Raw genomic sequence first — 26088 nt, 5'->3', positions numbered from 1 at the left:
CGGCGCCCTTGCCCCACCCTTACGCCGCACCGCCGCGACGAGGCGCTGGGTCACCGGCGGAACACGGTGCGCCGCCAGGCGTTTTACACGCCTCGCACATGTACGCGACGTACACGACATTTGTCGTACGGTAAACTTTACCTCGCCTTGGCGCTCCGTCGAGCTGCCGAACGCTCGGTCCGCGAGAGACGGACCCGGATGCGAGGGGGGACGTGACATGAACCGACGTGCTGTACGCCGTGACACGAACCGGCCCGTGCGCATCGACATCACCCCCCGCGACAGCGTTCCCGAACCCGGCGGCACCGTCTCCGGCGCCTGACCTGCCCGGCCGCCGCCCCTCCGTCAAGGGCGCAGCAGCCCGCACGCCACCTCCGCCCGATCCGGGCCTCCCCGGCGTCGCACCGCAGACGGACCAGGACACCCGCCGTCTCCCTCACCGCACCCTGCCTCACCGCGCCCCGCGGCTCCCGTGCGCGACCCGGCGCCCCGCCGTCCGCCCGCACGCCACACCCGCCCCTTTCTGGCACTGACGCCGCCGTCACCGACCCGGAGGACCGACGCCCGTGCACAACACCGCCACCATGCTCATCGAACTGGGCGCCATCATCCTCGCCCTGGGTCTGCTGGGCCGCCTCGCCGGACGGGTGGGCTTCTCGCCCATCCCGCTCTACCTGCTGGCCGGCCTCGCCTTCGGCCACGGCGGCATCCTGCCGCTGCGGGCCAGCGAGGAGTTCACCGCCGTCGGCGCCGAGATCGGCGTCATCCTGCTGCTGCTCATGCTGGGACTGGAGTACAGCGCGTCCGAGCTGGTCACCAACCTCAAGACGCAGTACCCGTCCGGGGTGGTGGACTTCGTCCTCAACGCGGTGCCGGGCGCCGTGGCGGCGCTGATCCTGGGCTGGGGCCCGGTCGCGGCCGTCGCGCTGGCCGGTGTCACCTGGATCTCCTCCTCGGGTGTGATCGCGAAGGTGCTCGGCGACCTGCGCCGGCTCGGCAACCGCGAGACACCGGTGGTGCTCGGCGTCCTGGTGATCGAGGACCTGGCGATGGCGGTCTACCTGCCGATCCTCACCGCGGTGCTGGCGGGCGCCGGCCTGGCGGGCGGTTCGGTCACCCTGCTGATCTCCCTCGGCACCGTCGGCGCCGTGCTCTACGTGGCGCTGCGCCACGGACGCCTGATCAGCCGCGCGGTGTCCTCGGACAACGCGGAGATGCTGCTGCTGGTCGTGCTGGGCCTGACGCTCCTGGTCGCGGGAGTGGCGCAGGAACTGCAGGTGTCGGCGGCCGTCGGCGCGTTCCTCGTGGGCATCGCCCTGTCCGGTGAGGTCGCCGAGGGAGCGAGCAACCTGCTCACCCCGCTGCGGGACCTGTTCGCCGCCGTCTTCTTCGTCTTCTTCGGCCTGTCCACCGACCCGGCCGACATCCCGCCGGTCCTGGTCCCGGCGCTGCTCCTGGCGATCGTCACCACCCTGACGAAGGTCGCGACGGGCTGGTACGCGGCCCGGCGCGCGGGCATCAAGGGTGCGGGCCGCTGGCGTGCGGGCGGCACGCTGGTGGCGCGCGGCGAGTTCTCCATCGTCATCGCGGGCCTCGCGGTCGGCGTGGAGCCCCGCATCGGCCCGCTGGCCACGGCGTACGTCCTGATCCTGGTCGTCCTCGGCCCGCTCACCGCCCGCTGGACCGAACCGCTGGCCCGCAAGATCATGGGCCGCCCGGAGACACCGCTGGAGACGGAGCGGACGGCGCCGGAGCCGGAGCCGGCGAAGGTGTGAGGGCTCGAGCCGGAGCGCGGGGCACGAAGGTGTGAGGACTGGGGCCGGCGCGCGGGGCGCAGGGGTCGGGCCGTGGGCGGGGCACAGGACGTGGGCCGGCGCGCGGGTCGCCCCCGGCCCCGGGAGGCGCCCCCGGTCCCGGGAGGCTCGGGCGGCCACGGAGGCCCGACGTCCCCGAAGGCCGTGGCCGATCACTCCCGCCCGAGGATCCCGGCGGCGACGCCGACACCCTCACGCGTGCCGATCACGATGAGGGTGTCGCCGCCGGCCAGCCGGAAGTCGGGGCCGGGGGAGGGGATCGCCTCGGCGCGGCGCAGCACGGCGACGACGGACACACCGGTCTCCGTGCGCATCCGGGTGTCGCCGAGCACCCGCCCGTTCCAGTACGAGGTGGACGACAGCTCGATCCGCTCGGCGACCAGCCCCAGCTCGGCCGTCGCCAGCAGGTTCGGGCTGTGGTGCGAGGGGAGCAGCGCGTCGACGACGGCCGCGGCCTCCTCGGCGTTCAGTCTCAGGCACACCGCGGTGTCGTCCGGGTCGTCCCTGCGGTAGACGTTCAGCGTCCGGGCGCCGTCCAGATGGGCGATCACCGACAACCGCCGCCGCTCCCGCGTGACGAGGTCGTACCGCACACCGATGCCCGGCAGCGGAGTGTGCCCCATGCGCCCAGCGCCGCCCATGACCGTCCCCCTCCACCGTCCCAGTCGTCCTACGGGCCATGACCGACGGCACCCTACGTCACACGGGAACGGGGGTGACATCCGGGCCGGGCGCCGGGGGACGCGATGCCGCCCCCGCGGTGCCTCAGCCGATGCGGAGCGGGTCCGACACCGGGAACAGGTGTGACGGGGACGGGAACCCGGTTCCGGCCAGAATCGTTCTTCGTCCGCACGTCTAATGAGGGAGCGACACCTTGTCCGCCAGATCGACGGACCCGTCGGGGCACAGTCCCCGGCCACTCCGCCCAGGGTTTCCTGAGCACGGCACGAGGCGGGGCGGGGCGAGGTGAGCGCCGTGGAAGCCTGGCTGGGGCTGCTGGCCGTGTTCGTCCTGACGGCAGGGACGGGCTATTTCGTCGCCCAGGAGTTCGCCTACGTCTCGGCCGACCGGCTGGCTCTCGCCCGTGAGGCCGAGGAGGGGGACAAGAAGGCCGCCCGCGCGCTGAAGGTGCTGGAGCGGCTGTCGTTCATGCTCTCGGGCGCCCAGCTCGGCATCACGGTGACCGGTCTGGTCGTCGGCTTCATCGCCGAGCCGTCCGTCTCCGCGCTGCTGCGGCCCGTACTGTCCGGCATCGGCGTCCAGGGCGCCGCCGTCACCGGGATCTCCGTCGTCCTCGCCTTCGTGCTGGCCACGGTCGTGCAGATGGTGCTGGGCGAGCTGGCCCCGAAGAACCTCGCCATCGCCGTCCCGGAAAGGCTGGCCAAGGGCCTGGCCGGCTCCACTCTCGGCTACCTCAAGGTGGTCGGTCCGGTGATCCGGATCTTCGACGGGGCGGCCAACGGACTGCTGCGCGCCGTGGGCATCGAACCGGTCGAAGAACTCCACCACGGCGCCACCCTCGAGGAACTCGGCCACCTGATCGGCGAGTCCCACGAACAGGGCGAGCTGCCGCGCGGAACGGCCGAGCTGCTCGACCACGCCCTGGAGTTCTCCGAGCGGACGCTGCGCGAGGTGATGGTGCCGCGGGCCGACGCGGTCTTCGTCCGCAAGGACGCCACGGCCGCCGAGGCCGTCACCCTCATCGCCCGGCACGGGCACTCCAACTACCCGGTGCTCGGCGACCACCCGGACGACGTCGCGGGCGTCCTGGGCGTACGGGACCTGATGGGACTGTCGCCGGAGAGGGCCGCTGCCACCATGGCCGGGGCGGCGGCCCGGCGCCCGCTGCTGCTGCCCGACACCCTGCCGCTGCCGGACGCCGTGGAGCGGATGCGCGTCCAGGACGACGAGTTCGCCGTCGTCCTGGACGAGCACGGAGGCGTGGCCGGCGTCGTCACCTACGAGGACATCGCCGAGGAACTCGTGGGCGACATCGCGGACGAGACGGACAAGGTCACCGAAGTGGCGGTCGCGGACGGCGCCGGCTGGCTGGTGGACGCCGGACGACGCCTGGACGAGGTGGCCGAGGCGACCGGCATCCAACTGCCCGAGGAGGACGACTACGAAACCGTGGCCGGGCTCATCGTCGACCGGCTCGGCCGCTTCCCGGCGATCGGGGACCGGCTCACGGTGGCGCTGCCGGCGGGCGGCGACGTCCGGATCGACGTACGCACCCTGGACCGGCACGTGCCCGAACGCATCAGGATCGAACGGCTGGCCGAGAAGGCGGAGGAGCAGGCATGAGTTTCCCGATGGCGCTCTTCGTCACCGTCCTGCTGCTCATCGGCAGCGGCTTCTTCGTCGCGGCCGAGTTCGCGCTCGTCGCCGCCAAACGGCACCGCATGGAGAAGGCCGTGGCCGACGGGCGACGCGGCGCCAAGGCGGCCCTGGCCGGCATGCGGGAACTGTCGCTGATGCTGGCCGGCGCCCAGCTCGGCATCACCGTGTGCACGCTCGGCCTGGGCTCCGTGTCCAAGCCCGCCATCTCCCACGAGCTGGACCCGCTGCTGGTCAAGCTGGGCCTGCCCACCGCGCTCAGCTACGGCGTGGCCTTCGCCGTCGCGATGATCGTCGTGGTGTTCCTGCACATGGTCCTCGGCGAGATGGCGCCCAAGTCCTGGGCCATCGCCCACCCCGAGCGCTCCGCGATGCTGCTGTCCCCGCCCTTCCGCGCCGTCGCGACCGCCGTACGCCCGCTGATCTGGGTCCTCAACAAGGTCAGCAACACACTGGTCCGCCTCTGCCGGGTCACGCCACGCGACGAACTGGCCTCCGTCCACAACCGGGAACAGCTCACCCACCTGATCGAGGAGTCCGAACGGCTGGGCCTGATCAGCGAAACGGACTCCGACCTGCTGACCCGGTCACTGACCGAGCCCGAGACGCCCGTGCGTGACCTGACGGTCCCGGCCGCCGACATCGTGGCGGTCGCCCCCGATGCCGAGGCGGAGCAGATCCTCGGCCTGGCCACCACCCACGACCGCACCCGCATGCTCGTCCGTCACGGGGACGCCATCCTCGGCTCGGTGCACGCCCGCGACGTCCTCGTGGCGCGGGCACACGGGCGGACGGCCGACGCCCGCACGCTGGCACGCCCCGTACCCGAACTGGCGGAGGACGCCACGGTCGCCGAGGCGATCGAGGTCCTGCGCCGACGCCGGGCGTCACTCGCCGTGGTCCGCGACGCCACGGGCCGTCTCACCGGCATCGTGACCCTGGACGACCTGCTGGCCCGCTACCTGCAACCGAAGGCCGCGTAGAGCACCCGTCCTGGCCGAGCGCCCCGATCCCCCGGGGGCGCTCGGCGCGCCCCTCCCCGGAGCGTGCGGTTCCCGAGGCGGGCGCGCTCACGTCGCGGGCGATCGAGCAAGGGGCCGAACAAGTGGAGCAGGCTCTCATCCCGTCCGCACCAGGGCCCAGGCCCGGTCCGGCCGGCCATGCGCGACCGGCCCCTCCGACAACTCCCGCTCGAGCATGGCGAACAGCTCATCGCTGAACGGCGACAGTGACGCCGACGCCCGTCGAGGCCAGGACCAAGGCTGTGACGAGTGGCTGCTGTTGCTCTCCGCCGCCCGCCTCCGAGTTCGAGATGTTCACCGCGGTCCGCCCGGTCGCACCCGTGCCGACCAGTCGGGGGCAAGCCGGGTAGGAAGACAAGCCCCTAAGGGCACGCAAGCGAAAACAGGTGAGGCACCTAGGAACGTTCCTAGGTGCCTCACCTGGTGTTACGGCTGTCGGGGTGGCGGGATTTGAACCCACGACCTCTTCGTCCCGAAGCAACTTGGGTGTGGGCTCTACCTGGGGCTGGTGCAGCTCTCACCTGCGTTGATGGTCTGCAGACGTCCGCGCTTGTTCGCCGTTGTGCGTGGGCGTTGTCACTCAGTTAGACACTCACACAGCGGACGTGACATGAGTTCAGTCGCCCGCGAACCACAAGCAACTTCCTGAAGTGGCCGCGCACTCTTCCAACATTGTCGCGAGGTCGTCCAGTGCGGCGAGCTGACGTTCATCGCCGCATCTCTGCCTCAGACCGTGGATCTCCCGGAGGGCAGCTGCGGCCTCCTGCTCGTTCATCAACGTATCCCCGTACGGATCAACGGCAGTGAGCCTCCCGGGTACTCCGAGGAGCTGGAGTGAGCCGAGCGCATCGGCCAGCGCGTCACCGTGCCCGTAGGAGCTTCGCAGGAGTGTCGCGCGGGACTTGCGCCAGTTGTTGCGAGCCGGCCGTGATGAGTGAAGTTCCAGGTCAATCCCCATGCCTCATGATGCACACGCTGTGCCGCGGCACAGCTGCGACTGATCGAGGGCGGCCGTGACCTGCGGCCACTCACATGGTCAAGGCTCCTCGCTTTCTCGCAGGTGTCTTCTTGCCCTGGGTCTTGCCGGGGATCTAGGCGACCTGGGTTTTCCCTGCTCAGGAGCTGTGGGTTCGTGCGCCTGGTGGTCGTCGTTGGTCGTCATTGGCCACTGTCGAGCGGCCTCGGACGGCCCATAGACGGCCCAGCTCTGCCGCACTCGACTGACGGCCGGCGCCCTCGATGCGCCCCGTCTGAACCTCAGCCGACGACAGTCAGCCCGAACGGCGGGCGAGCCGACCGATCACGCACGCGTGAGTCTCGCTATACCCCCGCCAACCTCAGCCACGCTGCCCTGTCGTCGATCAGAGGAAGCCGCGACGCCCGGCCCGTGGCTGCGACGCCTGAACCCACAGCGGGGGAAGCTGTGCGCATCCGGCGCGATAGAGCGCTGCCTGGCGAGGCGGCTGAGTCACCCACTGTCGGTGTCGTTTGCCTCTACCGTGGTCCCCGCTGTCCCCGCTCGATCTGGTGCGCTTGTGGTGCGGAGTCGCGTGACGCTTAGCGGATCGCGTTCCTGAGCCGCTTCACCACCGCCGCCACTTGTTCGTGAGCCGGTAGGGCCGAGGCCGTGACGTGCCATCAAGTCACCCGAAGCTCCCGTGAGTGTCAGAGGAACATGGAAACATGGAGTCGTGAGCGGTGTAGACACAGTCAGAGGTATTGCCTATCAGCAGGCACAGGCTGTCTTGGCGGCAGTAGGACTGCTTGAGGACCCAGCCCTCGGGAGCATCCGAGTGGAAGGCTCTGACGACGCCGTCGACATTGAGCTGTTCAACCGCGACGGGACCGTGCGACACGCCATGCAGGTCAAGGTGCGTGCCCCTGACTACACGTGGGGTGAAACGGCACTGCTGGCTGTCTTGAAACGTTGGGCAGTGCTCCCCGACGCCGAGCACGCGTCTTTCGAGTTCCTCACCGACGGCCGGCTCGGTCCCAGTGGCCAACGTGTACAGCAAGCACTTGAAGAGGCTGCGGAGGGGCGTACTGCTTCTCTTGCCCAACTCCTGGGAACGGGCGTCAGCGACGCCGTGTGCGTCGCACTTGGAAGAGCGAGCATCCGCCAAGACCCGTACAACACTGGTGCGCTGCTGATGCGCGCCGAGAGTCAGGTTGCCGAGATGCTCCCCTCTGCCCGAACAGAGGAAGATCTTCGACAGCAAGCCACTGGAGCCGTCGACCGTCTTTTCCGTGCCCTGTTCGACTACGCAAGCAACTCAGACGCTCGACTACGTATAATTGACCGACAAATCGTTGCCGCTCTCCTCGGGGTACCAGCCAATCAAACACCCGCTCAGAGATGGCCAATCATCAAAGCGCGATACCTCGAAGTCGCTGCATCTCTCGGCGGCCAGTGCGCAGTCACGCCAATAGTCACGAGCCTTGAGGGATCCCCCGGAGGAAATTATCGGCAATCCGGTGATGGAGATACTCGGGATATTGACCAGCTCCTGAGAGGAACGGGGCCAGCAGTACTGGCTGGCAGTACGGGTACTGGAAAGTCCACCGCAGTCCGGCTGTTGCGTCAGAAATCAGCCGCCGAGGGCAAGGCAGTCATCGTGGTCCATGCCGAGAGCTACCTACCAGGGCGAATGGCGGCTCTCGCAGCGGACGGTATCGCTTCCGTCCTTGGGGAGCACTACCCAACGGCAACGGGCGAACAGGCTCTTTCGGATACTCAGGTCACCTTCGTCATCGACGGAGCTTCGGAAGTGGCAGAGTCTACGCGCCAGGCTCTCCATACGGACCTGCTTGCATCTGTGGCCTCAGGGCATGGGGCACGGGTGGTGGTGGTGGGGAGGGACGTTGCGGCTCTGCGAGCCCTACTACCAAGCAGCGCGCTTCCGGCGGTTTATCGAATAGAGCCTCTCGATCACGAACGGCAGGTTGACCTGGCGAGGGAAACACTCACCCAAGGCGCCATGCCAGCGGAACCCGAAACTGTCTACGCCGCGGTTCGTACGGTTTGCGCATCACTCGGTGATGCGGCACGCAATCCGCTATTGTTCTCTATGGCTGTTACCCTCCACACCTCGGAAGCAAATAGGGGCAGGGCCGGACTCTATAAAGCGTTCATTGAGAAGCTTGTTGCCCGCAGTGGCGCCACGGGAATCTCTTTGGTGCGAACAGTCCTTGGAATAGTTTTCGTTCGTCTATTGAACGAGGGGCGTCGCTACGCAGACCTGTACGAATGGCACCAGCTACTGATGGACGCCGTTGCGGCCTTGCGTGAAAGCGGGTTGGTTGTTGATATCGCAGACATCGAAAGTGCCGCCCGCCGCTGCGGCCTGATCACAACGCTCGGATGGGATCAGACTGTTGTGGCAATGCATGATTCGTTCGCCGACTATCTTGCAGGAGCAGCACATGCTAGCGGCGCTGCTCCTCTGCCTAGCAGGCTTACTGCGGGGGATGATCAGCGAATTCTCTTTTGTGCAGAACTAAACGGTGTCGATCAGGAGCTAGCGGAACTAGTCGCCAGGGATATCCCGTTTACCTCTGTCTTGCTATCCTCTTTCGACTCTAGGCGGCTAGAGGAAGATGCTCCCGAATTGGTGGCTTCCCTTTTGGGTATGGTCTCCCAGGCGCAGGGCCAAACTGTCGCCCTTTGTCTACTAAGCGACGACAGAGTGATGGCCGTCCGTCATCCAGGTCATAGGCCAAGCTGGATTGGGCAAGCGCAAGCGCGAGAGCTGGCACAGAGGTTCGGTGCAATTGTTGTTGATGCGACGACCGGTCCCGCTACTGTGGCAGTTAGGCTATGGCGAAAGGAAATGCAAGCACTGCTCCGTGCTCCTTCTGCACCAAGAATCCGAAGTCTAGCCTCTGGAGAAACTGCCTGTGAGGCGCTAACGGCGCATGCCAAGAAAACCGCCGACATTTCTCTTGACTTGATCGAAAAAGTCGCACCCCCTGGTCATGTTGAGATGCTAGCTGCACAAGTGGGCCCTCTAGGGTTGCACGCGGTTATTGGCCAAGAGGAGAATGGTCCCTTCGGGAAATTCCTACCCGTAAATTATCGGCGGGCGAGTGACATCCTTGTGCGAGTTGAGTCCGAGCCAGGGAGCGGTATCGCCCCCGAGGGTGAAAGTTCCACGGCGCTTGAGTACTTGCTGGATAAATCTCCTGCGTTTACAGCGGCTGAACGCATCCAAAAGGCTATCGAAAGTTTGACAATCCAGGGATGGCTTGGCATGTGAGCCGAAACCCAGAGCAAAGAAGAGGATATATCGAATGGCAAACTCGCATATCTGGCGGGCGGTAACTCGGCAAGCTGAATGCTGGGCAGCGCTTCCGCTTGTTCAAGAGTTCGCGAAGCAGTTGCCGCGCAATGCCTCCACTCGCACTGCTGGAGTGCCAGGATATCTACAGGCGCTGCAGGCCAGTGGTGCCCAGATTGCGGCCACTCCCCTGCGACTTGCCGGGTTTATGAGCGGATTCAGCGAGCTTGTCAAATCATTTGATGTCCCATACGACAAGAGTGATTTGCAGCGTTGGTTGCAGATGGCTGGCCAAGTAGAAATTGCTCATCGAGAAACTGTCGCTTGGTTGCGATCCCGCATGCCTGGTTACCCGCAACTACCCGCGCCTCAGCTTGCGCCCGGAACTCCTCTTACGACCGCCGAGTTCACCTATCGACTCTCGTGGAGAGCCCAAGAACGAGCACAAGGCCTGCAACTGCAAGACTTTCCGTCAGGCATTGCTCGTCGCTTGGGAGCCAATGCGAGCCAGGCTCATGGTCTTGGCGAGGCCGCTCGTGCGCTTGCCTCAACGCTGCGGTCAAGTGAGGAATGGTTGCGTCTCGGTGTGGCCCGCAGCGCTCTGGGTAGTGCTGATCGGGAGGCTCTCCGGGACACGCGCGCTCGGGTGAGACAACGGCTTAGTCCCAGCATGATTGATGCGCACGAGCCTCGTCGGGCTTTGCCGCGGCACGACTATCGATGCGCTGTCTTGAAAGAAGAGCTGGACGCTCTAACAGGCCAGGCTCGCGAATTCGCAGACGCCTTCGATGCCGCAGACGAGCTAGTCGAACTCGCGGCTAGCGATGTTTTTAGCCAACTCGCCGTCTATGGATCCCCGGTAAATCTCGGGAGAGTTGCAGAAATTGACCTGGAACCCGGAGCCACCCAGTATGCTTCGTTCACCCTTCCCGGTGACACATGGCTTGAACCCGGATGTCTGATCCGGATCGACGATTCGCTCATCACCGACGCCATGCTTATGGTCGGTGGATCCTTCAGCTTCGGAAGCACGTCTAGGACTCGCGTTCGGGCGCGCGTGCTGCCCGGTACTTCCTCTGTCTGGTAGGCCCACCCGCTATAGCGCGTCGACGTACATGTAATTCGGCGAAGCGGCTTTGGGGTGGCGCCCCTTTGGCGCCAGTGATCATGGTCTCGTAAGCTTCCGGCGCTTCGACCAGTCTGTAGACCTGCCTGGACAAGCACGACGTTGAAGCCGTGATCTTCGAGGCTCGCGCCAAAGTGGCTCCGTAAAGCCGTGGAGCCGACCGCCCCAGCCACGACGTACCCCTTTCTCCGGCCTCAGGCGGCTGATTGCTGTGCGCGCGGCACGGGCGCCGGCCGGGCTGGAGCGGGGCGGAGACAGGAGCGCAGGCCCGGCCGGGGGCCGGGCCGCGCGCGGTGAGCGGAGCGAGCCGCCTTGAACTAGTAGAAAGACTTTGAATCACGCTCATCCTGGCGGCTGTTGATGCTGCTCTTGCACCCGGTCGCTATCGGCTCGTGGTGTAGAACCCTGAGTATGGGGAGTGAACGGCGCGAGCGGATGCGGGTGCTTGGGGCACGTCTTCGGGCTCTGCGTGCGGAGGCTGGTCTGACGGGTGCTGCTCTGGCTCAGCGGGCCGGCGTTGGTCAGCCGACGGTCTCCAAGGTGGAAACCGGGCGCATGGTCCCCAGCGTCGATGTGCTGGACCGGCTGTGCCGAGCACTCAACCTCGATGAGTCGGCGGCCGGGGAAGTCCATGACCTGCTCGTCGCCGTTGAGTCTGCGATCGCCACCGACTCCGAACCGGCAGGGCTGCCCGCTGGGCTCGTCGTTGATGACGCGGTCCGCGGTGCTCGGTCGGTGCGGTCCTTCCAGTGCGTCGTTCTGCCTGCCCTGCTCCAGAGCGCTGAGTACGCCCGTCACGTTTTCGAGAGCGCACCGGACTCAACCCCTGAGGCGGTCGGTCGGGCTGTCGCTGCCCGTGTGGAGCGGCAGAGCGTGTTGTACGAGCCTGGGCGCGAGTCGGTGTTCGTGCTGACGGAGGCCGTGCTGCGGACCTGGCCGAGCACGCCGGCGCTGATGCTCGCTCAGCTCGACCGGCTGCTCGCCGTCGAGAGCCTGAGCACCGTCCGGCTCGGCGTCATCCCGTGGCGCCGCCCGGTGCCGCTTCTGCCTCGTCACGGATTCACGCTGTGCGACGAGCAGGCTGTCGTGATTGAGGCGTTCACCGGTGAGCGGGTGTCGGTCGACTCCGCCGAGGTGGCTGCGTACGAGGAGACCTTCGACCGCTTCCAAGAAGCAGCCGTCTTCGGGGACGAGGCGCGTGAGCTGTTGTTGCGGGTGATGAAGGAGTTTCGTGAGCTGGGAGACACGGTCACCCCTTAGAGGAATAATTCCTCTACATGCCTAGCGTGCCGCCTTCCCGCGGGCATAGCCTGCCGTCGCGCTGTCTAGTCCCCTAGACGCAGACAAGGAGCTTGCCATGCGTACCAAGTGGTGCCGCGCCTTCCCGGGTCTTGCCGAGCAAGTGGTCCAGGCCCGTCACTTCGTTGCTGCCTTAGTCGCCGAGAAGGGGCCGGTCGATGACGCCACCCTGGTTGTCAGCGAACTGGCCACCAATGCCGTACGTCACTCGCTGAGCGGGGCGGAAGGCGGTTGGTTCCTCGTGGTCGTGGGCTTCGGTGACGGCTTCGTCCATATCGAGGTGGTCGACCAGGGCGGTGAACGGGTCCCGCACCTGTGTGATGTGGCCAGCCAGGAAGAGGGCGGGCGCGGACTGCTGCTGATCGCGGCCTGCGCGAAGAACTGGGGCGTGAAGAACTGGCCTGACGGGCGTTCTGTATGGGCGGAGCTGGCCTGGGAGGGTGCGTGATCGTGCGCTGGCCGCTGATAGGTGGCCGTTGCCGTGCCGGCGGTGACGTGTGACTCCTCGGGGTGTGCCTCGGCGGCGGTCGCGCTTCTTCGTCGTTGAAGGTCGTACGGGACGGCGCCTCCCGCCCATTCCGTCTAGGGCCCTAGACTCCTGGGTACTTCTGGGAGGTGTGGTCATGTCGGACGAGCTGCAGCGGATCATGGCGATCGATGATCCGTACCTGCTCCTGCGTGAGGTCACCACGAGGCTGGCCGCTGCGCAGCAGGAGGTGACCGAACTCGCTCGGCTGCGCCGCCGCGTGGTTCAGGACCTCCACGCGCAAGGAATGTCCTACGCGCAGATCGCCGAGAAGGCCGGCCTGAGCCGCGGGCGGATTCATCAGATTCGGCACACCGGCCCCGCGCCCGAGGGGGCCTTCCTTGGGACAGGTGCCGTCACGGTCGTGACACCGCTTCGGTGGGACGACACGAAGAAGCGCCCGGTCGTCGCCATGGCCGACATGAACTCGGGCAAGCGGCTCGAGGAGCTTGCGAAGTCGTACGGGCTCGACGTCAGCTCCGGCCACGTACAGGTGAGCGGCGAAGTCGACCTCAACCGTGATGGCCTGGTCGTCGTCTGCGGTCCGGGCATGTCCCAGACCATGCGCGACCTGTACGCCCAGGACCCGGTACTCGTGTGGGAACACCCGGAGGGTGAGCCCTGGGCGCTGGTGGACCGGCGTACCGGCACGACGTACCACGCAGGAGCGGACCTCGAGCCGAGCCGCCCGCACGACGTCGGATATCTGGGCCGACTGCCCCGCCCGGACGGCAACGGCTCGGTCCTCGCCATCGCCGGCATCCACACGGCAGGCTCCCTCGGCGTCGTCCACCTGCTCACCTCGGACCTCAGCACGCTGTGGGGACAGGTGGGGGAGCGGCACTTCTCCACGCTGGTGAGTGTCGAGTACGACCCCGAGACCGAAGAGCCGCAATCCGCCGAACTCCTCTGCCCCCTCTACCTGCACGACGAGGAGGCGACGGCGTGAACGTCGCCCTCGGCACGCTGCCCGCCGAACCAGACCAGCAGAACGAGGACTTCGCGGCCGCCGCTCCCGGTGCGGCCGTCCTCCTCGACGGTGCCGGCGTCGCCGGGGCCGAGACCGGCTGCGTGCACGGCATCGCGTGGTTCTCCTCGACCCTGGGCGGACTGCTGCTGGGCAACATCGCGCAAGATCCCGCCCGGCCGCTCGCCGACTGTCTCGCCGACGCGCTCCGCTGCGTCCGGTCCCTGCACGAGGACACGTGTGATCTGACCTACCGGGCCAGCCCGACCAGCACAGTCGTCGCGGTCCGCGTCGGCGAGGGAGCGCTGGAATACCTCGTCCTCGGCGACTCGACCCTCCTCCTCGCCGGTCAGGACGGAAAGACGACCGCTGTCACCGACGACCGCCTGGACCAGGTCGGAAAGCAACTCCGCGCGCCGGTCGACCGACTGCCCACCGGCACGCCCGAGCACGCTGCCGCCCTGGCCCAGTACCGCGACGACCTGACGGGACTCCGTAACCGGCCGGGCGGCTTCTGGATCGCCGGCCCCGAACCACGGGCAGCCGAGCACGCCCTCACCGGAACGGTGCCGCTGGAGACGCTGGCGTCCGTGACGCTGCTGAGCGACGGTGCGACACGCCTCGTCGACCGGTTCGGCCTCGCCGACTGGACGGACGTGCTGGACGTGCTCGGTTCCGCTGGCCCGGACGAACTCATCCGCCGTGTACGGGAAGCGGAGAACGGCGATCCCGACGGGCAGCGATGGCCTCGCGGAAAGGCGAGGGACGACGCCACGGTTCTCCACTGGGTGCCGTCGTCGTAGCCGCACACCCAACCGTAGAATCGAACGTGTGAGCGACCAACCGTCCCGACTGGAGCTGCTGCGCTTCGCGCGCCGTGTGGTCGTGCAGCAGGCGACGGCCGCCGTGCGCCAGCTCGACGGGTGGATCGCAGACGAGGAACGGCGCGAGGCCGAGCGGCGCCGAGGTGAGGAGATGCGGCCGCCGCCTCCGGACTGGCTGCTCCAGTACGGGCTCAACCGGAAGAACGTGGATGCCGTCCATGCCGGGGACTGCTGGGCAGCGACGAAGTCGGGCCGGTGTCGACCCGCGTCCCGCGAGCAGGTGGTTGAAGCTCTGCGGCATGGCGTGCCGGCGTGCGTGCACTGCCGCCCGGATACGGCGCTGGGCCTGCTCGACAACCCGTGACGGTGGTGGTCTAAAAGCGGGCGAGGGGCTCCCGAACGGCGTCACCGGCCGCTGCGAGATCGGGTGGTCCCATCGACGCTCGCGCGACACGTTCGTATACCCCCCTAGACAGTTGACGGGGCGTCGGTTTACGGTAGTCGTCAACCCCCCTAGACAGTTGGGGTGGTCGCCTCCCTGTGCCGTCTAGGGGGGTATTCAACGGCTCGGCGTCCACGAGGGCGCCCGAATCAAGTGAGGTTCAGAATGCGTGTCATCCCCGTGGACACCTCGTCCGCCACTCTGCTGGTCACCAAGCTCCCCGAGGTCAAGGTGAGGGACCGGCAGACCGGCGAGGTGGCCGTGGACCCGGTCACCAACGACCGGCTCATGGTCATGGAGCTGGTGTTCATCGCCCAGGGCGGCTCGGACATGATCAAGGTCACCGTGCCCGAGAAGGGCATCGGCGAAGGACTGGCCATGGGTGCACCGGTGTTCCTGTCCGGCCTTGTCGCCCGGCCCTGGGAGAACGAGTTCGGCGGCCGTACCCGGCACGGCATCGCCTACCGGGCGGACGCCGTCATGGTCGACACCCCGGCCGCGGTGCAGGGCTGAGCGTCATGACCGACGCCCTGTGGATTCTGCTGTTAGCGCTGCTGGTGGCGGCTGCGCTGGTCGCTGTGCGTCGTCGGCTGCCGGTCCTGTTCTGGTGGTTGGTCGGGTATCCGGCTGTGACGCTGCGGGTGCTCGCCACGTATCGGGCCACAATGGACGCCTGCGGGCTGACGGTGCCCGCCTCGGCCATGCGCCGTGCAACAGCCCGGATGCTGGGTCGGCAGGCCGCTCCCGTGCCGCCTCGTCGGTCGCTGCCACTGCCGACCGGGTCCGGACTCGTGATGCGGCTACGTATGGCGGCCGGCCAGGCACCCGAAGACTTCAACGCGTCCGCCGACCGGCTACGGCATGCCTGGGGTGCGCACGCCGTGCACGTCCGGCCCACCAAGCCAGGGCGACTGGAGCTCCGGTTGGTCGGCTGGGACGTCCTCACTGACGTGCGGCCCCCGCGTCGGTGGCTGCGGACCGAACCGCTGACCTTACCTCTGGCGCTGCGCGAGGACGGACACTGGCACGTCCGGGACTTCCGCACCGTGCCGCACGAACTCATCCTCGGCGCAACTCAGTCGGGCAAGTCCGCGTACCTGCGCAACCTGCTCTGCGGGCTGGCCCGGCAACCCGTCGCACTCGTCGGCATCGACTGCAAGTGGGGCGTCGAACTGGCGCCCTTCGCGCCCCGATTGTCGGCGCTCGCCGATACACCGGACTGTGCGAACGACCTCCTTGACGTCCTGGTGGACGAGATGGAAGCACGCTTCCGCCTCATCGGCATGAGGGGCGGGGCCGGTCCGGATGCCGTGCTCACCTCGGACGTCTGGGGCCTGCCGGAGAAGGCGCGGCCGGTGCCGGTCGTGGTCGTCGTCGACGAGGTCGCCGAACTCTTCCTCGCCGCGAGCAAGGACGACGAGAAGCGGCGGGACGCCATGGTCACCAAGCTCATCCGCCTCGCCCAGCTCGGACGCGCGGCCGGCATCTATCTGGAGGTGTGCGGGCAGCGCTTCGGCGCCGAACTCGGCAAGGGCGCCACCATGCTCCGCGCCCAGCTCACCGGGCGGGTCTGCCACCGCGTCAACGACGAGACGTCCGCCAACATGGCCCTCGGCGACATCGCACCGGAAGCGGCGCTGGCAGCCACCAGGATTCCGGCCGAACGGCCCGGCGTCGCGGTCGTCGGTGACTCCTCCGGCGGCTGGTCCCGGGTCCGCTCCCCGCACCTCACCCTCGAAGACGCGGCGGCCGTCTGCCGCGACACTTCGGGCCTCATTCCGGAACTTCCCCGCCTGGAGGCCTTCCGACCTGTCGTGGCGCAGCCTTCCGCTGTTCCCGCCGCGCAGCCCTCCGCGCGCCCGGTGACCGGGTAACCGCACTTCCCCTCCAACGGTCGGCGTGACCGCCTCACGCCAAGTCCCTACCCCCGCCATGCCCGAACCGAAGGAGTCCGAGCCGATGCGTGCCCACCTGGCCCGCGTGGACGCCGTGATCGTGCAGGCCGTCATCGCCGGTGCCCTGTCCTTCTCCCACCTGCACGACCTCGCCGCGGCGGCCGGACAGGACGGCTGGAAGGCCTGGGCCTACCCCGTAAGTGTCGACCTGCTCCTGGTCGCCGCCTGGCGTCGGATGCGCCAGTCACAGCGAGCGGGCCAGGCGGCCGGCGGTCCGCGTCTGTGGTTCCTCGTAGCCCTGGCCGCGTCCCTCGGCGCCAACGTCGCCACGGCCGGCCTCCTCAACCTGGACGACGTACCCGCCTGGCTCCGCGTGACGGTCGCGGGCTGGCCGGCTGTTGCCTTCTTCGGCGGCACGCTGTTGGCCCACGCTCCGCACACCCCGAAAGAGCCCGCCGCCTCTCCGGCGACGGACGCCGCTACGGCTCCTGACGGCAGTTCGTCCGGCGCGGAAGGGCCCGATCACAAGATTCCGTACCCCGCCGACCCCGAACCGGCTCCCGAGCCTGCTGCCGCACCGGCCACCGCTCCCGCCCCGGCGCCTGCTCCTGCCGTCGCCCTGCCGCCCGCCCTCGTCGACCGCGTCCGGGCCTTGGCCGAGGAACACCGCTCGGCCACCGGCCGCCCCGCCGACCCCGACGCCGTACGTACTCGGCTCGGCCTGCCCCCGTCCATGACCGCATCCGTCGCCGCACACCTCTGAGAGGAGCCCCACCGTGAACCGCCGTTTCCGCAACCTCCGACGCATCGGCCCCGTCAACGTCGCCTCCTACGTCGAACGCGGCCGGAACCGCCACCTGGCCGCCTGCACCGCTCCCCGCTGCGACTTCTCGGCCGAGTACGACAGCCGTGCCGCCGCCGAACTCGCCGCCCGTACCCACCGCTGCCCGGCCTGACAGGAGACCACCGACATGGACGTTCCGCTCTGGCTCGCCCTGCTCGTCGTCGGCGTCCTCGGCGTCAAGCTCATCCGCCCGCCCTGGTGGCTCATCGCCGTACTGCTCCTCGGCGGCTACCTCCTCGCCGACAGCCTGTTCGCCCCCGTAATCGACCCCGCCCTCAAGTGACCCGCGAAGGGAGACCGCTCATGTTCCGACCGAAGGTCCCGACAATGCCGCAGCCCACCGGCCTGACCACCCCGCCCGCTGTCGTCGAACCGACCACTATCACGCCAGACACCTCGGCCTCGGCGTCGCTACCCGCCACTACGACTCCGAACCGTTCGGTCCTCCAGCTCACGCCGGGCATCGTGCTCGTCCTGGTCGGTGGCGGCACCGCCGTGGTCCTGGTGGTCGGGGCCGTCTTGGTCTCCATGCTCCTCGCCGTCGCCCTCACCGCCACGTCTCTGGCCGTGTGCGCCGTCGTCATCCGCTCCGTCGTCGCCCGACGCTGACACCACCGCCCCGACCTCTCGGTCTTCTCACGCTGTCTAGCCCCCTCGACATAACGAACTGCACGCCCACCCCATGCAAGGAGGACCCCGCACATGACTCCTGCGGCTCCGACCGCAGCTATCCGCCAGCTGGCAGCACTCGCCCAGCACGGCGACCTCAGCACCTACGCCCACCAAATCCAGCGCCTCGGCGGCTGCGAGCGGCCCATCCGAATGGAGGGCCACCGGCTCGACGTCCACGCCGCCACCGGGGAGATCGTCCGGGAGATCACCGACCGCGACCTCCCGGCCGGACAACTCCTCATCCGCTGCAACAACCGCCGCGCCACCCGCTGCGCATCCTGCGCCGAGGTGTACCGCAAAGACACCTTCCACCTCGTCACGGCCGGCCTGAGCGGCGGCAAAGGCATCGGCCCGGCCGTGGCCCAACACCCGCGCGTCTTCGCCACCTTCACCGCCCCGTCCTTCGGCCCCGTGCACAACCGCCGCGGCGGTGGCCGTTGCCGCTGCGGACGCCTTCACCCGGACGACGACCCCGCCCTCGGCACACCCCTGGACCCGGACCGCTACGACTACCGCGCGGCCGTTCTGTGGAACGCCCATGCGGGGAAGCTCTGGGGCCGCTTCACCACATACCTGCGCCAGCACCTCGCCTCCCGCGCGGGCCTGAGTCGTTCGGCGCTGCGGCACTGCCTCAAGGTCTCCTACGCCAAGGTCGCCGAGTACCAGCGGCGCGGTGCCGTCCACTTCCACGCCGTCATTCGCCTCGACGGCCCGGACGGTGCCGAGGACACCCCGCCAGCCTGGGCCACGGCCGAACTCCTTACCGATGCGATCCGCTGGGCGGCCAGGGAGGCCGAGGCACCCGGTCCGGTCCTCGACGGCCACGCGTACGCCTTCCGCTTCGGCGACCAGCTCGACATCCGCCCCATCCGCTCAGCCGACTTCGACGGCACTTCGGAACTGTCCAGCCGCGCCGTGGCCGCCTACATCGCCAAGTACGCCACCAAGGGAGCCGAAACCGCCGGCACCCTCGACCGGCCCATCCGCAACCCGATCACCGACCTGATCGGCTCCGGCGTCACCGACCACGCCCGGCGCATGATCCTCACCTGCTGGCACCTCGGGGCGCTCCCCGAACTGGAAGACCTCCGCCTGCGCAAATGGGCCCACATGCTCGGTTTCCGCGGCCACTTCTCCACCAAGTCCCGCGCCTACTCCGTCACCCTCGGCGCTCTCCGCCAGGAACGAGCCGACCACAACGAAGCTTTGGCCCGCGAACGCGCGACCGAAGCCGGTCACCCCCTGCCCGACCCGGACACCGTCCTCGTCCTCCGCCACTGGCGCTTCGCCGGCACCGGTCTCACGGACGCAGAAGCCCTTCTCGCTTCCTCGCACCCCGCTTCTCACAACGCAGAAGGAGAACCCGACCGTGCGCGATGACGAACTGCTCACCGTCGCCGAGGTGATGGCCCGTCTCAGGCTCGGCCGGTCCACCGTGTACGACCTGATCCGCACACGACGGCTTCCCTCGGTCACCATCGGCCGATGCCGGCGTATCCCGGCCTCCGCCCTGGGCGACTTCATCGCGGAACAGATGGAGCGTGCGGCCTGATGACCAAGCGTCGGAGCCGCGGGGATGGCGGCCTGCACTGGGACGAGAAGCGGCAACGGTGGATCGCCACGGCGAGCCTCGGCTTCGATCCGAGCGGCAAGCGGATCGTCAAGCGGGGGAGTGGCAAGACCAAGACGGAAGCGAAGAACAAGCTCAAGGAGGTGTTGCGGGACCACGAGGACGGCCTCGCGATCGCGCCCTCCAACTACACGGTCAAGGACGCGGTGACGGACTGGCTCACCTACGGCCTGGCCGGTCTCGACCCGCGCACCGTCGAGACGACGACGCTGCTGAGCCAGAAGCACGTCATCCCGTCACTCGGCGCACGCAAACTCCGCGACCTCAGCGCGGAGGACGTGGACCGCTGGCTGGCTGCCAAGGCGAAGACGCTCAGTACGCGCACGCTCCAGGCGATCCACTCGTGCCTGAACCGTGCGGTCAAGCGGGCCATGGCTCGGGACAAGGTGAAGCGGAACGTCGTCGAGCTGTGCTCGGTGCCCCAGGGGCAAGCGGGGCGCCCTTCTAAGGCGCTCACCTTCGCCCAAGCCGAAGCCGTGCTCAAGGGGGCCGAGGGGACCTCGATGTACGCGTACATCGTCGTCGCCCTGCTGACCGGTGCCCGTACCGAGGAACTGCGGGCGCTCACCTGGGACCACGTCTTCCTCAAAGGCAAGCCGGACGCCGATCCGCCGCAGCCTCCGCACATTGCGGTGTGGCGCTCGGTCCGGCGGGGCGGGGACACCAAGACCCGGAAGTCCCGGCGCACGCTCGCTCTGCCGGCACGCTGCGTCGATGCCCTCTGGCAGCAGTTCGAGGATCAGGGCTGGGATCGGCTGGCGGCCGGCGATAAGTGGGAGGAACACGGGCTCGTCTTCTCCTCGGCCGTGGGCAAGCCGCTGGATGCGGCCAACGTCCGCCGCGCCTTCCGCCAGGCGCTCAAGGGCATCGACGGGATCAACGCAGACGAGTGGACGCCCCGGGAGCTCAGGCACAGCTTCGTGTCCCTGCTGTCCGACCGCGGCGTCCCGCTGGAAGTGATCTCCCGGCTCGTCGGGCACTCCGGGACGGCCGTGACCGAGGAGGTCTATCGGAAGCAGATCCGGCCCGTGATCCAGACCGGCGCCGTGGTCATGGACGGGATCTTCGGCGCTGATCCACAGCGGCCGTAGACACGCGGGAAGCGGTAGTCACGCAGATAGACACGCACACGAAAACAGGTGGGGCACCTAGGAACGTTCCTAGGTGCCCCACCTGCTGTTATGGCTGTCGGGGTGGCGGGATTTGAACCCACGACCTCTTCGTCCCGAACGAAGCGCGCTGCCAAGCTGCGCCACACCCCGGTGTCGCTGCTGTCGCGGCGACGACGTTTACTTTAGCCCACTGGTGGCTAGAGACGAAATCTGGTTCTCGGGCGAGTGTGGTCCAGGGCCACCAGCAGGACTGCCACGGCGTAGATCGCGAGTCCCACGAGGAGCGCGTTGGCGAGCACGCTCTTGTAGCCGTGCCGCGCGACGTCGAGGAACGGGTACAGGTAGCGGGCGGGGGAGCCGGGGAGCAACTCGCCCCGAGCCAGGGTGAAGGCCAGGTACGCCAGGGGGTACAGCAGCCACGTCGGGGCCTGACGGAGGTGCATGCGGGCCGGTGGCGTCAGGACCAGCCAGTCCAGCAGCGCGGCGACCGGCAGCACCGTGTGCAGCAGGTGGCCGGCGGCCGGCTCGAGCCACGGTGCGCTCCCGCTCGCCCCGCCCGTCATGGAGAAGGCCGGCGAGGCGTCCGTCAGGGCGATGTGGTGGACCAGGGCCGCGATCAGCACGTACAGGAGCGTCGCTCCGGTGACGGCGCCCGGCAGGGGATGGCGGGCGGTCCACGCGCGGCGGGCCGAGGCGAACGTCACCAGGGCCAGCAGCGCCGTGCTCTGGATCACGAAGTAGCTCAGCACCCGGACGGGACTGCCGAGGAGGACCTCGATCAGCACGGCCGCCGTCGCCAGCAGCGCCAGGACCAGCCGGTACACCGCGGTCAGCGGGCGGCGCACCGGCGGTACGACGGCTCGGGCCGGGACGACGGAGGGGAACAGCTGCGGAGCCGTCCGCGGGAGGGCGGGCAGGTCCGGGATGTCCCTGGGTATCGGGGCGGTCATGCCCCCAGCGTGGGACGGGGGCCGGGCCGCGGCGATGTGGCGTGGGCCGGTCGGGTTACCCGCCCGGAGGGGACGGGCTTCCCGCCGGCCCGGCGCCTCAGCGGCCGACCAGCGTCAGCAGCGTCGCCTCCGGCGGGCACGCGAAGCGCACCGGCGTGTAGCGGCTCGTGCCGCAGCCCGCCGAGACGTGCAGGTACGACGTCCGGCCCCCCGCCGTGTGCGTGGACAGGCCCTTCACGCGGTCCGTGTCCAGGTCGCAGTTGGTGACCAGGGCGCCGTAGAACGGGATGCACAGCTGCCCGCCGTGCGTGTGGCCGGCGAGGATCAACGGGTAGCCGTCGGCCGCGAAGGAGTCCAGCACGCGCAGGTACGGCGCGTGCACGACGCCCATCGAGAAGTCCGCCCCGGCCGACGGGCCGCCCGTCACCTCCGCGTACCGGTCCCGCTTGATGTGCGGGTCGTCCAGTCCCGTCAGCTCGATCGACGTGCCCTCGATCTTCAGGGTGCCCCGCGTGTTGGTCAGGTTGAGCCAGCCCGCCGAGTCGAAGCCGTCCCGCAGGTCCTCCCACGGGTTGTGGACGGCGTCGACGACCGGCGGATTGCCGTTCAGGCCGTGACGGCCCTGCACCTTCTCGACCAGGTAGCGGGCGGGGTTGCGCAGCCGGGGGCCGTAATAGTCGTTGGAGCCGAAGACGTAGGCGCCCGGGAACTCCATCAGGGGGCCGAGCGCGTCCAGGACCTCGGGGACGCCCTCGGGGTCGGACAGGTTGTCGCCCGTGTTGATCACGAAGTCGGGGCGCAGTCCGGCCAGGGAGCGCAGCCAGCGCTGCTTCTTGCGCTGGCCGCCGACCATGTGGATGTCGGACACCTGCAGCACGCGCAGGGGGCGCATCCCGGAGGGGAGGACGGGGACGGTCACCCGTCGGAGGCGGAAGGAGCGGGCTTCGAAGCCCGCGGCGTACAGCAGTCCGGCGGTGCCGACCGCCGTGATTCCCAGAGGAATTCGGTATCGCGCGCGCATGCGTCCATCGTGTCAGACCCTGACGGTCCCTCCGTACGGCCCTCAGGGAGCACCAGGGCCCGCAGAGAGCACCACGGCCCGCAGGGGGCACCACGACCTCAGGGGGCGGGTCACCCGCGGTCCCCGCAAATCGGCAGGCGCCGCCGCCTCCGCACCTGCGACAATCAAGTCATGACCACGCTCAAGTCGAAGCTGCAGGATGACCTCAACGCCGCGATCAAGGAGCGCGACGAGCTCCGCTCCTCGACGCTCCGGCTGACGCTCGCCGCGATCACCAAGGAGGAGGTCGCGGGCAAGGAGAAGCGCGAGCTCTCCGACGACGAGGTGCAGAAGGTGATCGCCCGCGAGGCGAAGAAGCGCCGTGAGGCGGCCGAGGCCTTCGCGCAGGGCGGCCGCGCCGAGCAGGCCGAGCGGGAGAAGGCGGAGGGCGAGGTGCTCGCCGGCTACCTGCCCAAGCAGCTGTCCGACGACGAGCTGAACGCGATCGTCGCCCAGGCCGTGGAGGAGGCCCGCGCCGCCGGCGCCGAGGGGCCGAAGGCCATGGGCGCCGTCATGAAGATCGTGAACCCGAAGGTGGCCGGGCAGGCGGAGGGCGGCCGGGTGGCCGCCGCCGTGAAGAAGCTGCTGGCGGGCTGAGCCGGGCGGTACGGCCACAACGGCGGGCGGCCCCCTCCCCACCGGGGGGGGGGCCCGCCCGCCGTTTCTCCTGGTGCTCCGTCGTCAGCCGTTATCCGCGACCGCCCGGGCCGTCGCCCCGGCCCTGGAGGAAGCCCTCGGGGATGCTGAAGCCCGGGTCGGGCTCACCCCCGCCGTTGCCGTTGCCTCCGTTGATCAAGCCGCCGATGAAGCCGTCGTCGCCGTTGCCGCCGTTGCCGTTGCCGCTGTCGCCGTCGCCGCCGCCGTCGCCCCGGTCCTCGGGCTTCTCTTGGTCCGGGATGTGCACCGGGTTGAACTGCGGGGCGTCCTTGCCCTCCAGCGCGCCGGTCATCGCGTCGCGCCAGATGGGGCCCGGGACGGCGCCGCCGAAGACCAGCGAGTGGTACCGGCCGCCGATGGTGATGTCCCGCATCTCCACCTCCTGGCTGGCGCTGCCCACCCACACGGCGCCCGACATGTTCGGCGTGTAGCCGACGAACCAGGCGTTGATGCGCTCGTCCGTCGTACCCGTCTTGCCGGCGTTGTCGCGGCCGTCGCCGAGGCCGGCCTGCTGACCGGTACCGGAGTCGACCACGCCCTTGAGGAGCTCGTTCACCGTGTCCGCGGTCTTCTCGCTCATCGCGCGCGAGCACGTGGACTTCGGGACCGGCAGGGACTTCGACCGGTCACCCGTCTTCTGGGTGATCGACTCGATGGCGACCGGCGTGCAGTACATGCCCCGGGAGGCGAAGGCCGCGTAGGCGCTCGCCATGGTGAGGGGCGAGAGGCCGGTGGAGCCGAGGGTCATGGAGGACGGCACCTCGGGGATCTTGTCCCCGTTGCCCTGGACCAGGCCGAGCTTGTCGGTCATGGTCACCACCGGGCACATCCCGATGTCCTCGATCATCTGCACGAAGTAGGTGTTGACCGACTTGGCCATCGCCTCCCGCAGCGCGTACGGACCGACCTCGGACTCGTTCTCGTTCTCCAGTTTGTAGTTGCCGTCGTTCACCCACGGCTTCTCGCAACCGCGCACGGTGTCCGGGTACGGCATCTCGTACGGGGAGGAGTACACCTGCGTCGGCGGCCGGCCCTCCTCCAGGGCGGCGGCGGCCACGAACGGCTTGAACGTCGAACCGGTCGGGAAGCCGAAGTTGGAGCCGCCCCACGCCGAGTCCACGGAGAAGTTGATCTCCGTCTCGTCCTTGCCGTAGCCGTACGGCTTCGACTGGCCCATCGCGACGATCTTGCCGGTGCCCGGCTCCACCAGCGTGGACGCGGCGGCGACCTTGTCCGACTGGTAGACGTGGTTCTTGAGGGCCTGCTGCACCGACTCCTGCGCCTGCGGGTCCAGCGTCGTGCGAATGGTCAGGCCGCCCTGGTTCCAGATCTTCGCCCGCTCCTCGCGGGTCTTGCCGAAGACCGGGTCGTTGAGGAAGACCTTCTCCACGTACTTGCAGAAGAAGCCCGCGCCCTTGGACGCGGTGATGCAGCCGTTCTTCGGCTTGCTGACCTTGAGGCCCAGCGGGGAACGCGCCGCCTCGGCGGCCTCCTCGGGGGAGATGTCGCCGACCTCGGCCATCCGCTGGAGGACGATGTTGCGCCGCTTCTTGGCCTCCGCCTCGTCGTTGACCGGGTCGTAGCGGCTCGGTGACTGGACGAGGCCGGCGAGGAGCGCGGCCTCCTGGAGATTGAGGTCCTTGGCCGGCTTGGAGAAGTAGCGCCGGGACGCGGCCTCGACGCCGTAGGCCTGCTGGCCGAAGAACGTGATGTTCAGGTAGTTCTCGAGGATCTTCTTCTTGCCCAGCTCCTCCTCGACCTGGATCGCGTACTTCAGCTCCGCGATCTTGCGGCCGATGGTCTGCTGGGTGGCCTGCGCGACCTTCGTCGGGTCGTCGCCCGCCTCCTCGACGAAGACGTTCTTCACGTACTGCTGGGTGAGCGTCGAGGCGCCCTCGGAGACCTCGCCGCTGCGGGCGTTCTTGTTGAGCGCGCGCAGCACGCCCTTCAGGTCGATCGCCCCGTGCTGGTAGAAGCGCGAGTCCTCGATGGCGACGATCGCCTTCTGCATGTACGGAGAGATGTCCTTGAGGTCGACCACCGTGCGGTCGCGCGAGTAGACGGTGGCGATCAGATCGCCGTCGGCGTCGAGGATGGTGGTGCGCTGGCTCAGAGGCGGCGTCTTCAGATTGGCCGGGAGCTCGTCGAAGCTCTCCACCGATCCTTTGGCCGCGAGGCCCAGCGCGCCCACGGCGGGCAGCGCGATGCCGGCCATGACGGCCCCCGCGAGGACACTGACACCGAGGAACTGGGCGGCCTGCTGCGTGGGAGACAGACCACCGCCCGAGCGCTTCTTTGGCATGGGAGCAGCCTACGTTCTCATTCGCCGGACAAGCGTATATGCCTTGGCCTAAGCTGCACCCAACTGTCACAGCAGTGCGGCCACGTATCAATACGTCCGGTGACCCCGAATCGTTCCGGATCTTCTCGACTTTCTTCGTACGAGTTCGGTCGAGGAGTGTGGAGACCGTGTCCGGATCGCCTCGTGTGTCACGCGGTGCCCGTTGTGGCGCAACGGAACTGACCCGCAACGTCCCATGTGTCGCGCATGTCGCCCCCTCACTCCCCCGGGTGATCTGCCGTTTACCCATAGTCCGTTCGGACCATTCAAGATTGGGCCCGCTGGGGGTGTTG

General features: G+C 68.5%; 23 protein-coding genes and 1 tRNA gene. 19 read left to right on the top strand and 5 right to left on the bottom strand.

All coding sequences use genetic code 11. From position 1 onward, the window contains the following. Nucleotides 1-566 precede the first annotated feature (566 nt). On the top strand, nt 567-1775 hold the full coding sequence (locus C1708_RS15335) for a cation:proton antiporter (RefSeq protein WP_106413207.1): 1209 nt from the start codon (nt 567-569) through the stop codon (nt 1773-1775). Nucleotides 1776-1966: 191 nt separating this feature from the next. Here the strand turns inward: C1708_RS15335 and C1708_RS15330 are convergent, their stop codons facing one another. Beyond that, on the bottom strand, nt 1967-2437 hold the full coding sequence (locus C1708_RS15330; RefSeq protein WP_106413206.1) for a cation:proton antiporter regulatory subunit: 471 nt from the start codon (nt 2435-2437) through the stop codon (nt 1967-1969). A 343-nt stretch (nt 2438-2780) separates the two neighbouring features. On the opposite strand from C1708_RS15330, the gene C1708_RS15325 reads away from it, so the two are divergent. The 17 genes from C1708_RS15325 (at nt 2781) to C1708_RS15235 (ending at nt 20766) form a co-directional block, all read left to right on the top strand. Next, nucleotides 2781-4118: a hemolysin family protein gene (locus C1708_RS15325; RefSeq protein ID WP_106413205.1), complete on the top strand. Its 1338-nt coding sequence runs from the start codon at nt 2781-2783 to the stop codon at nt 4116-4118. Further along, complete coding sequence (locus C1708_RS15320; RefSeq protein WP_106413204.1) at nt 4115-5134, top strand: hemolysin family protein; 1020 nt, start codon at nt 4115-4117, stop codon at nt 5132-5134. Before C1708_RS15325 ends, C1708_RS15320 begins: the two co-directional genes overlap by 4 nt. 1730 nt (nt 5135-6864) lie before the next feature. Then, the gene (locus C1708_RS33640) at nt 6865-9429 is read left to right on the top strand and encodes an NACHT domain-containing protein (RefSeq protein WP_133169066.1); all 2565 of its coding nucleotides are present in this window, start codon (nt 6865-6867) and stop codon (nt 9427-9429) included. Nucleotides 9430-10987: 1558 nt separating this feature from the next. Next, nucleotides 10988-11836: a helix-turn-helix domain-containing protein gene (locus C1708_RS15300; protein ID WP_106416315.1), complete on the top strand. Its 849-nt coding sequence runs from the start codon at nt 10988-10990 to the stop codon at nt 11834-11836. Between the two features lie 97 nt (nt 11837-11933). Beyond that, entirely contained in the window at nt 11934-12323 is a 390-nt protein-coding gene (locus tag C1708_RS15295) for an ATP-binding protein (RefSeq protein ID WP_106413201.1), read from the top strand. Nucleotides 12324-12498: 175 nt separating this feature from the next. Beyond that, nucleotides 12499-13350, top strand: a complete 852-nt coding sequence (locus tag C1708_RS15290; RefSeq protein ID WP_106413200.1) for a sigma factor-like helix-turn-helix DNA-binding protein — start codon at nt 12499-12501, stop codon at nt 13348-13350. Then, a complete protein-coding gene (locus tag C1708_RS15285) occupies nt 13347-14171 on the top strand; it encodes a protein phosphatase 2C domain-containing protein (RefSeq protein WP_106413199.1) in 825 nt (274 codons plus the stop codon). The genes C1708_RS15290 and C1708_RS15285 overlap by 4 nt, the downstream gene beginning before the upstream one ends. A 28-nt stretch (nt 14172-14199) precedes the next feature. Further along, complete coding sequence (locus C1708_RS15280) at nt 14200-14556, top strand: DUF6233 domain-containing protein (protein ID WP_031025886.1); 357 nt, start codon at nt 14200-14202, stop codon at nt 14554-14556. 243 nt (nt 14557-14799) lie between these two features. Next, entirely contained in the window at nt 14800-15147 is a 348-nt protein-coding gene (locus C1708_RS15275; protein WP_106413198.1) for an SCO3933 family regulatory protein, read from the top strand. Nucleotides 15148-15152: 5 nt separating this feature from the next. Further along, a complete protein-coding gene (locus C1708_RS15270; RefSeq protein ID WP_106413197.1) occupies nt 15153-16508 on the top strand; it encodes an FtsK/SpoIIIE domain-containing protein in 1356 nt (451 codons plus the stop codon). Between the two features lie 85 nt (nt 16509-16593). Further along, the gene (locus C1708_RS15265; RefSeq protein ID WP_106416314.1) at nt 16594-17292 is read left to right on the top strand and encodes a DUF2637 domain-containing protein; all 699 of its coding nucleotides are present in this window, start codon (nt 16594-16596) and stop codon (nt 17290-17292) included. 13 nt (nt 17293-17305) lie between these two features. Continuing rightward, the gene (locus C1708_RS15260) at nt 17306-17485 is read left to right on the top strand and encodes a mobile element transfer protein (RefSeq protein ID WP_019524147.1); all 180 of its coding nucleotides are present in this window, start codon (nt 17306-17308) and stop codon (nt 17483-17485) included. Between the two features lie 15 nt (nt 17486-17500). Further along, nucleotides 17501-17656 carry a hypothetical protein gene (locus tag C1708_RS15255; RefSeq protein ID WP_106413196.1) on the top strand — a complete coding sequence of 52 codons (156 nt, stop codon included), beginning with the start codon at nt 17501-17503 and terminating at the stop codon, nt 17654-17656. A 20-nt stretch (nt 17657-17676) separates the two neighbouring features. Next, nucleotides 17677-17982, top strand: coding sequence for a SpdD-like protein (locus tag C1708_RS15250; protein ID WP_106413195.1), 306 nt, complete (start codon nt 17677-17679; stop codon nt 17980-17982). A 93-nt stretch (nt 17983-18075) separates the two neighbouring features. Beyond that, a complete protein-coding gene (locus C1708_RS15245) occupies nt 18076-19425 on the top strand; it encodes a replication initiator (protein WP_106413194.1) in 1350 nt (449 codons plus the stop codon). Then, nucleotides 19415-19597 carry a helix-turn-helix domain-containing protein gene (locus C1708_RS15240; RefSeq protein WP_031020012.1) on the top strand — a complete coding sequence of 61 codons (183 nt, stop codon included), beginning with the start codon at nt 19415-19417 and terminating at the stop codon, nt 19595-19597. Before C1708_RS15245 ends, C1708_RS15240 begins: the two co-directional genes overlap by 11 nt. Next, nucleotides 19597-20766: a site-specific integrase gene (locus tag C1708_RS15235; protein ID WP_106413193.1), complete on the top strand. Its 1170-nt coding sequence runs from the start codon at nt 19597-19599 to the stop codon at nt 20764-20766. The genes C1708_RS15240 and C1708_RS15235 overlap by 1 nt, the downstream gene beginning before the upstream one ends. 97 nt (nt 20767-20863) lie before the next feature. Here the strand turns inward: C1708_RS15235 and C1708_RS15230 are convergent. The 3 genes from C1708_RS15230 to C1708_RS15220 all read right to left on the bottom strand — a co-directional run bounded on the left by C1708_RS15230 (nt 20864) and on the right by C1708_RS15220 (nt 22758). Then, nucleotides 20864-20937, bottom strand: a tRNA-Pro gene (locus tag C1708_RS15230). A gap of 47 nt (nt 20938-20984) precedes the next feature. Further along, nucleotides 20985-21737: a Pr6Pr family membrane protein gene (locus C1708_RS15225; RefSeq protein WP_106413192.1), complete on the bottom strand. Its 753-nt coding sequence runs from the start codon at nt 21735-21737 to the stop codon at nt 20985-20987. Between the two features lie 97 nt (nt 21738-21834). Next, nucleotides 21835-22758, bottom strand: a complete 924-nt coding sequence (locus tag C1708_RS15220) for a metallophosphoesterase (protein ID WP_106413191.1) — start codon at nt 22756-22758, stop codon at nt 21835-21837. A 171-nt stretch (nt 22759-22929) separates the two neighbouring features. Here C1708_RS15220 and C1708_RS15215 point away from each other — a divergent pair, with 171 nt between their 5' ends. Continuing rightward, nucleotides 22930-23394, top strand: coding sequence for a GatB/YqeY domain-containing protein (locus C1708_RS15215; protein ID WP_106413190.1), 465 nt, complete (start codon nt 22930-22932; stop codon nt 23392-23394). Between the two features lie 91 nt (nt 23395-23485). Here C1708_RS15215 and C1708_RS15210 read toward each other — a convergent pair whose 3' ends face one another. Beyond that, the gene (locus C1708_RS15210; RefSeq protein WP_106413189.1) at nt 23486-25756 is read right to left on the bottom strand and encodes a transglycosylase domain-containing protein; all 2271 of its coding nucleotides are present in this window, start codon (nt 25754-25756) and stop codon (nt 23486-23488) included. Nucleotides 25757-26088 lie beyond the last annotated feature (332 nt).

The sequence above is a fragment of the Streptomyces sp. DH-12 genome (genome assembly GCF_002899455.1).
Lineage (GTDB): Bacteria > Actinomycetota > Actinomycetes > Streptomycetales > Streptomycetaceae > Streptomyces.
This window is presented reverse-complemented; position numbering and strand designations above follow the sequence as displayed.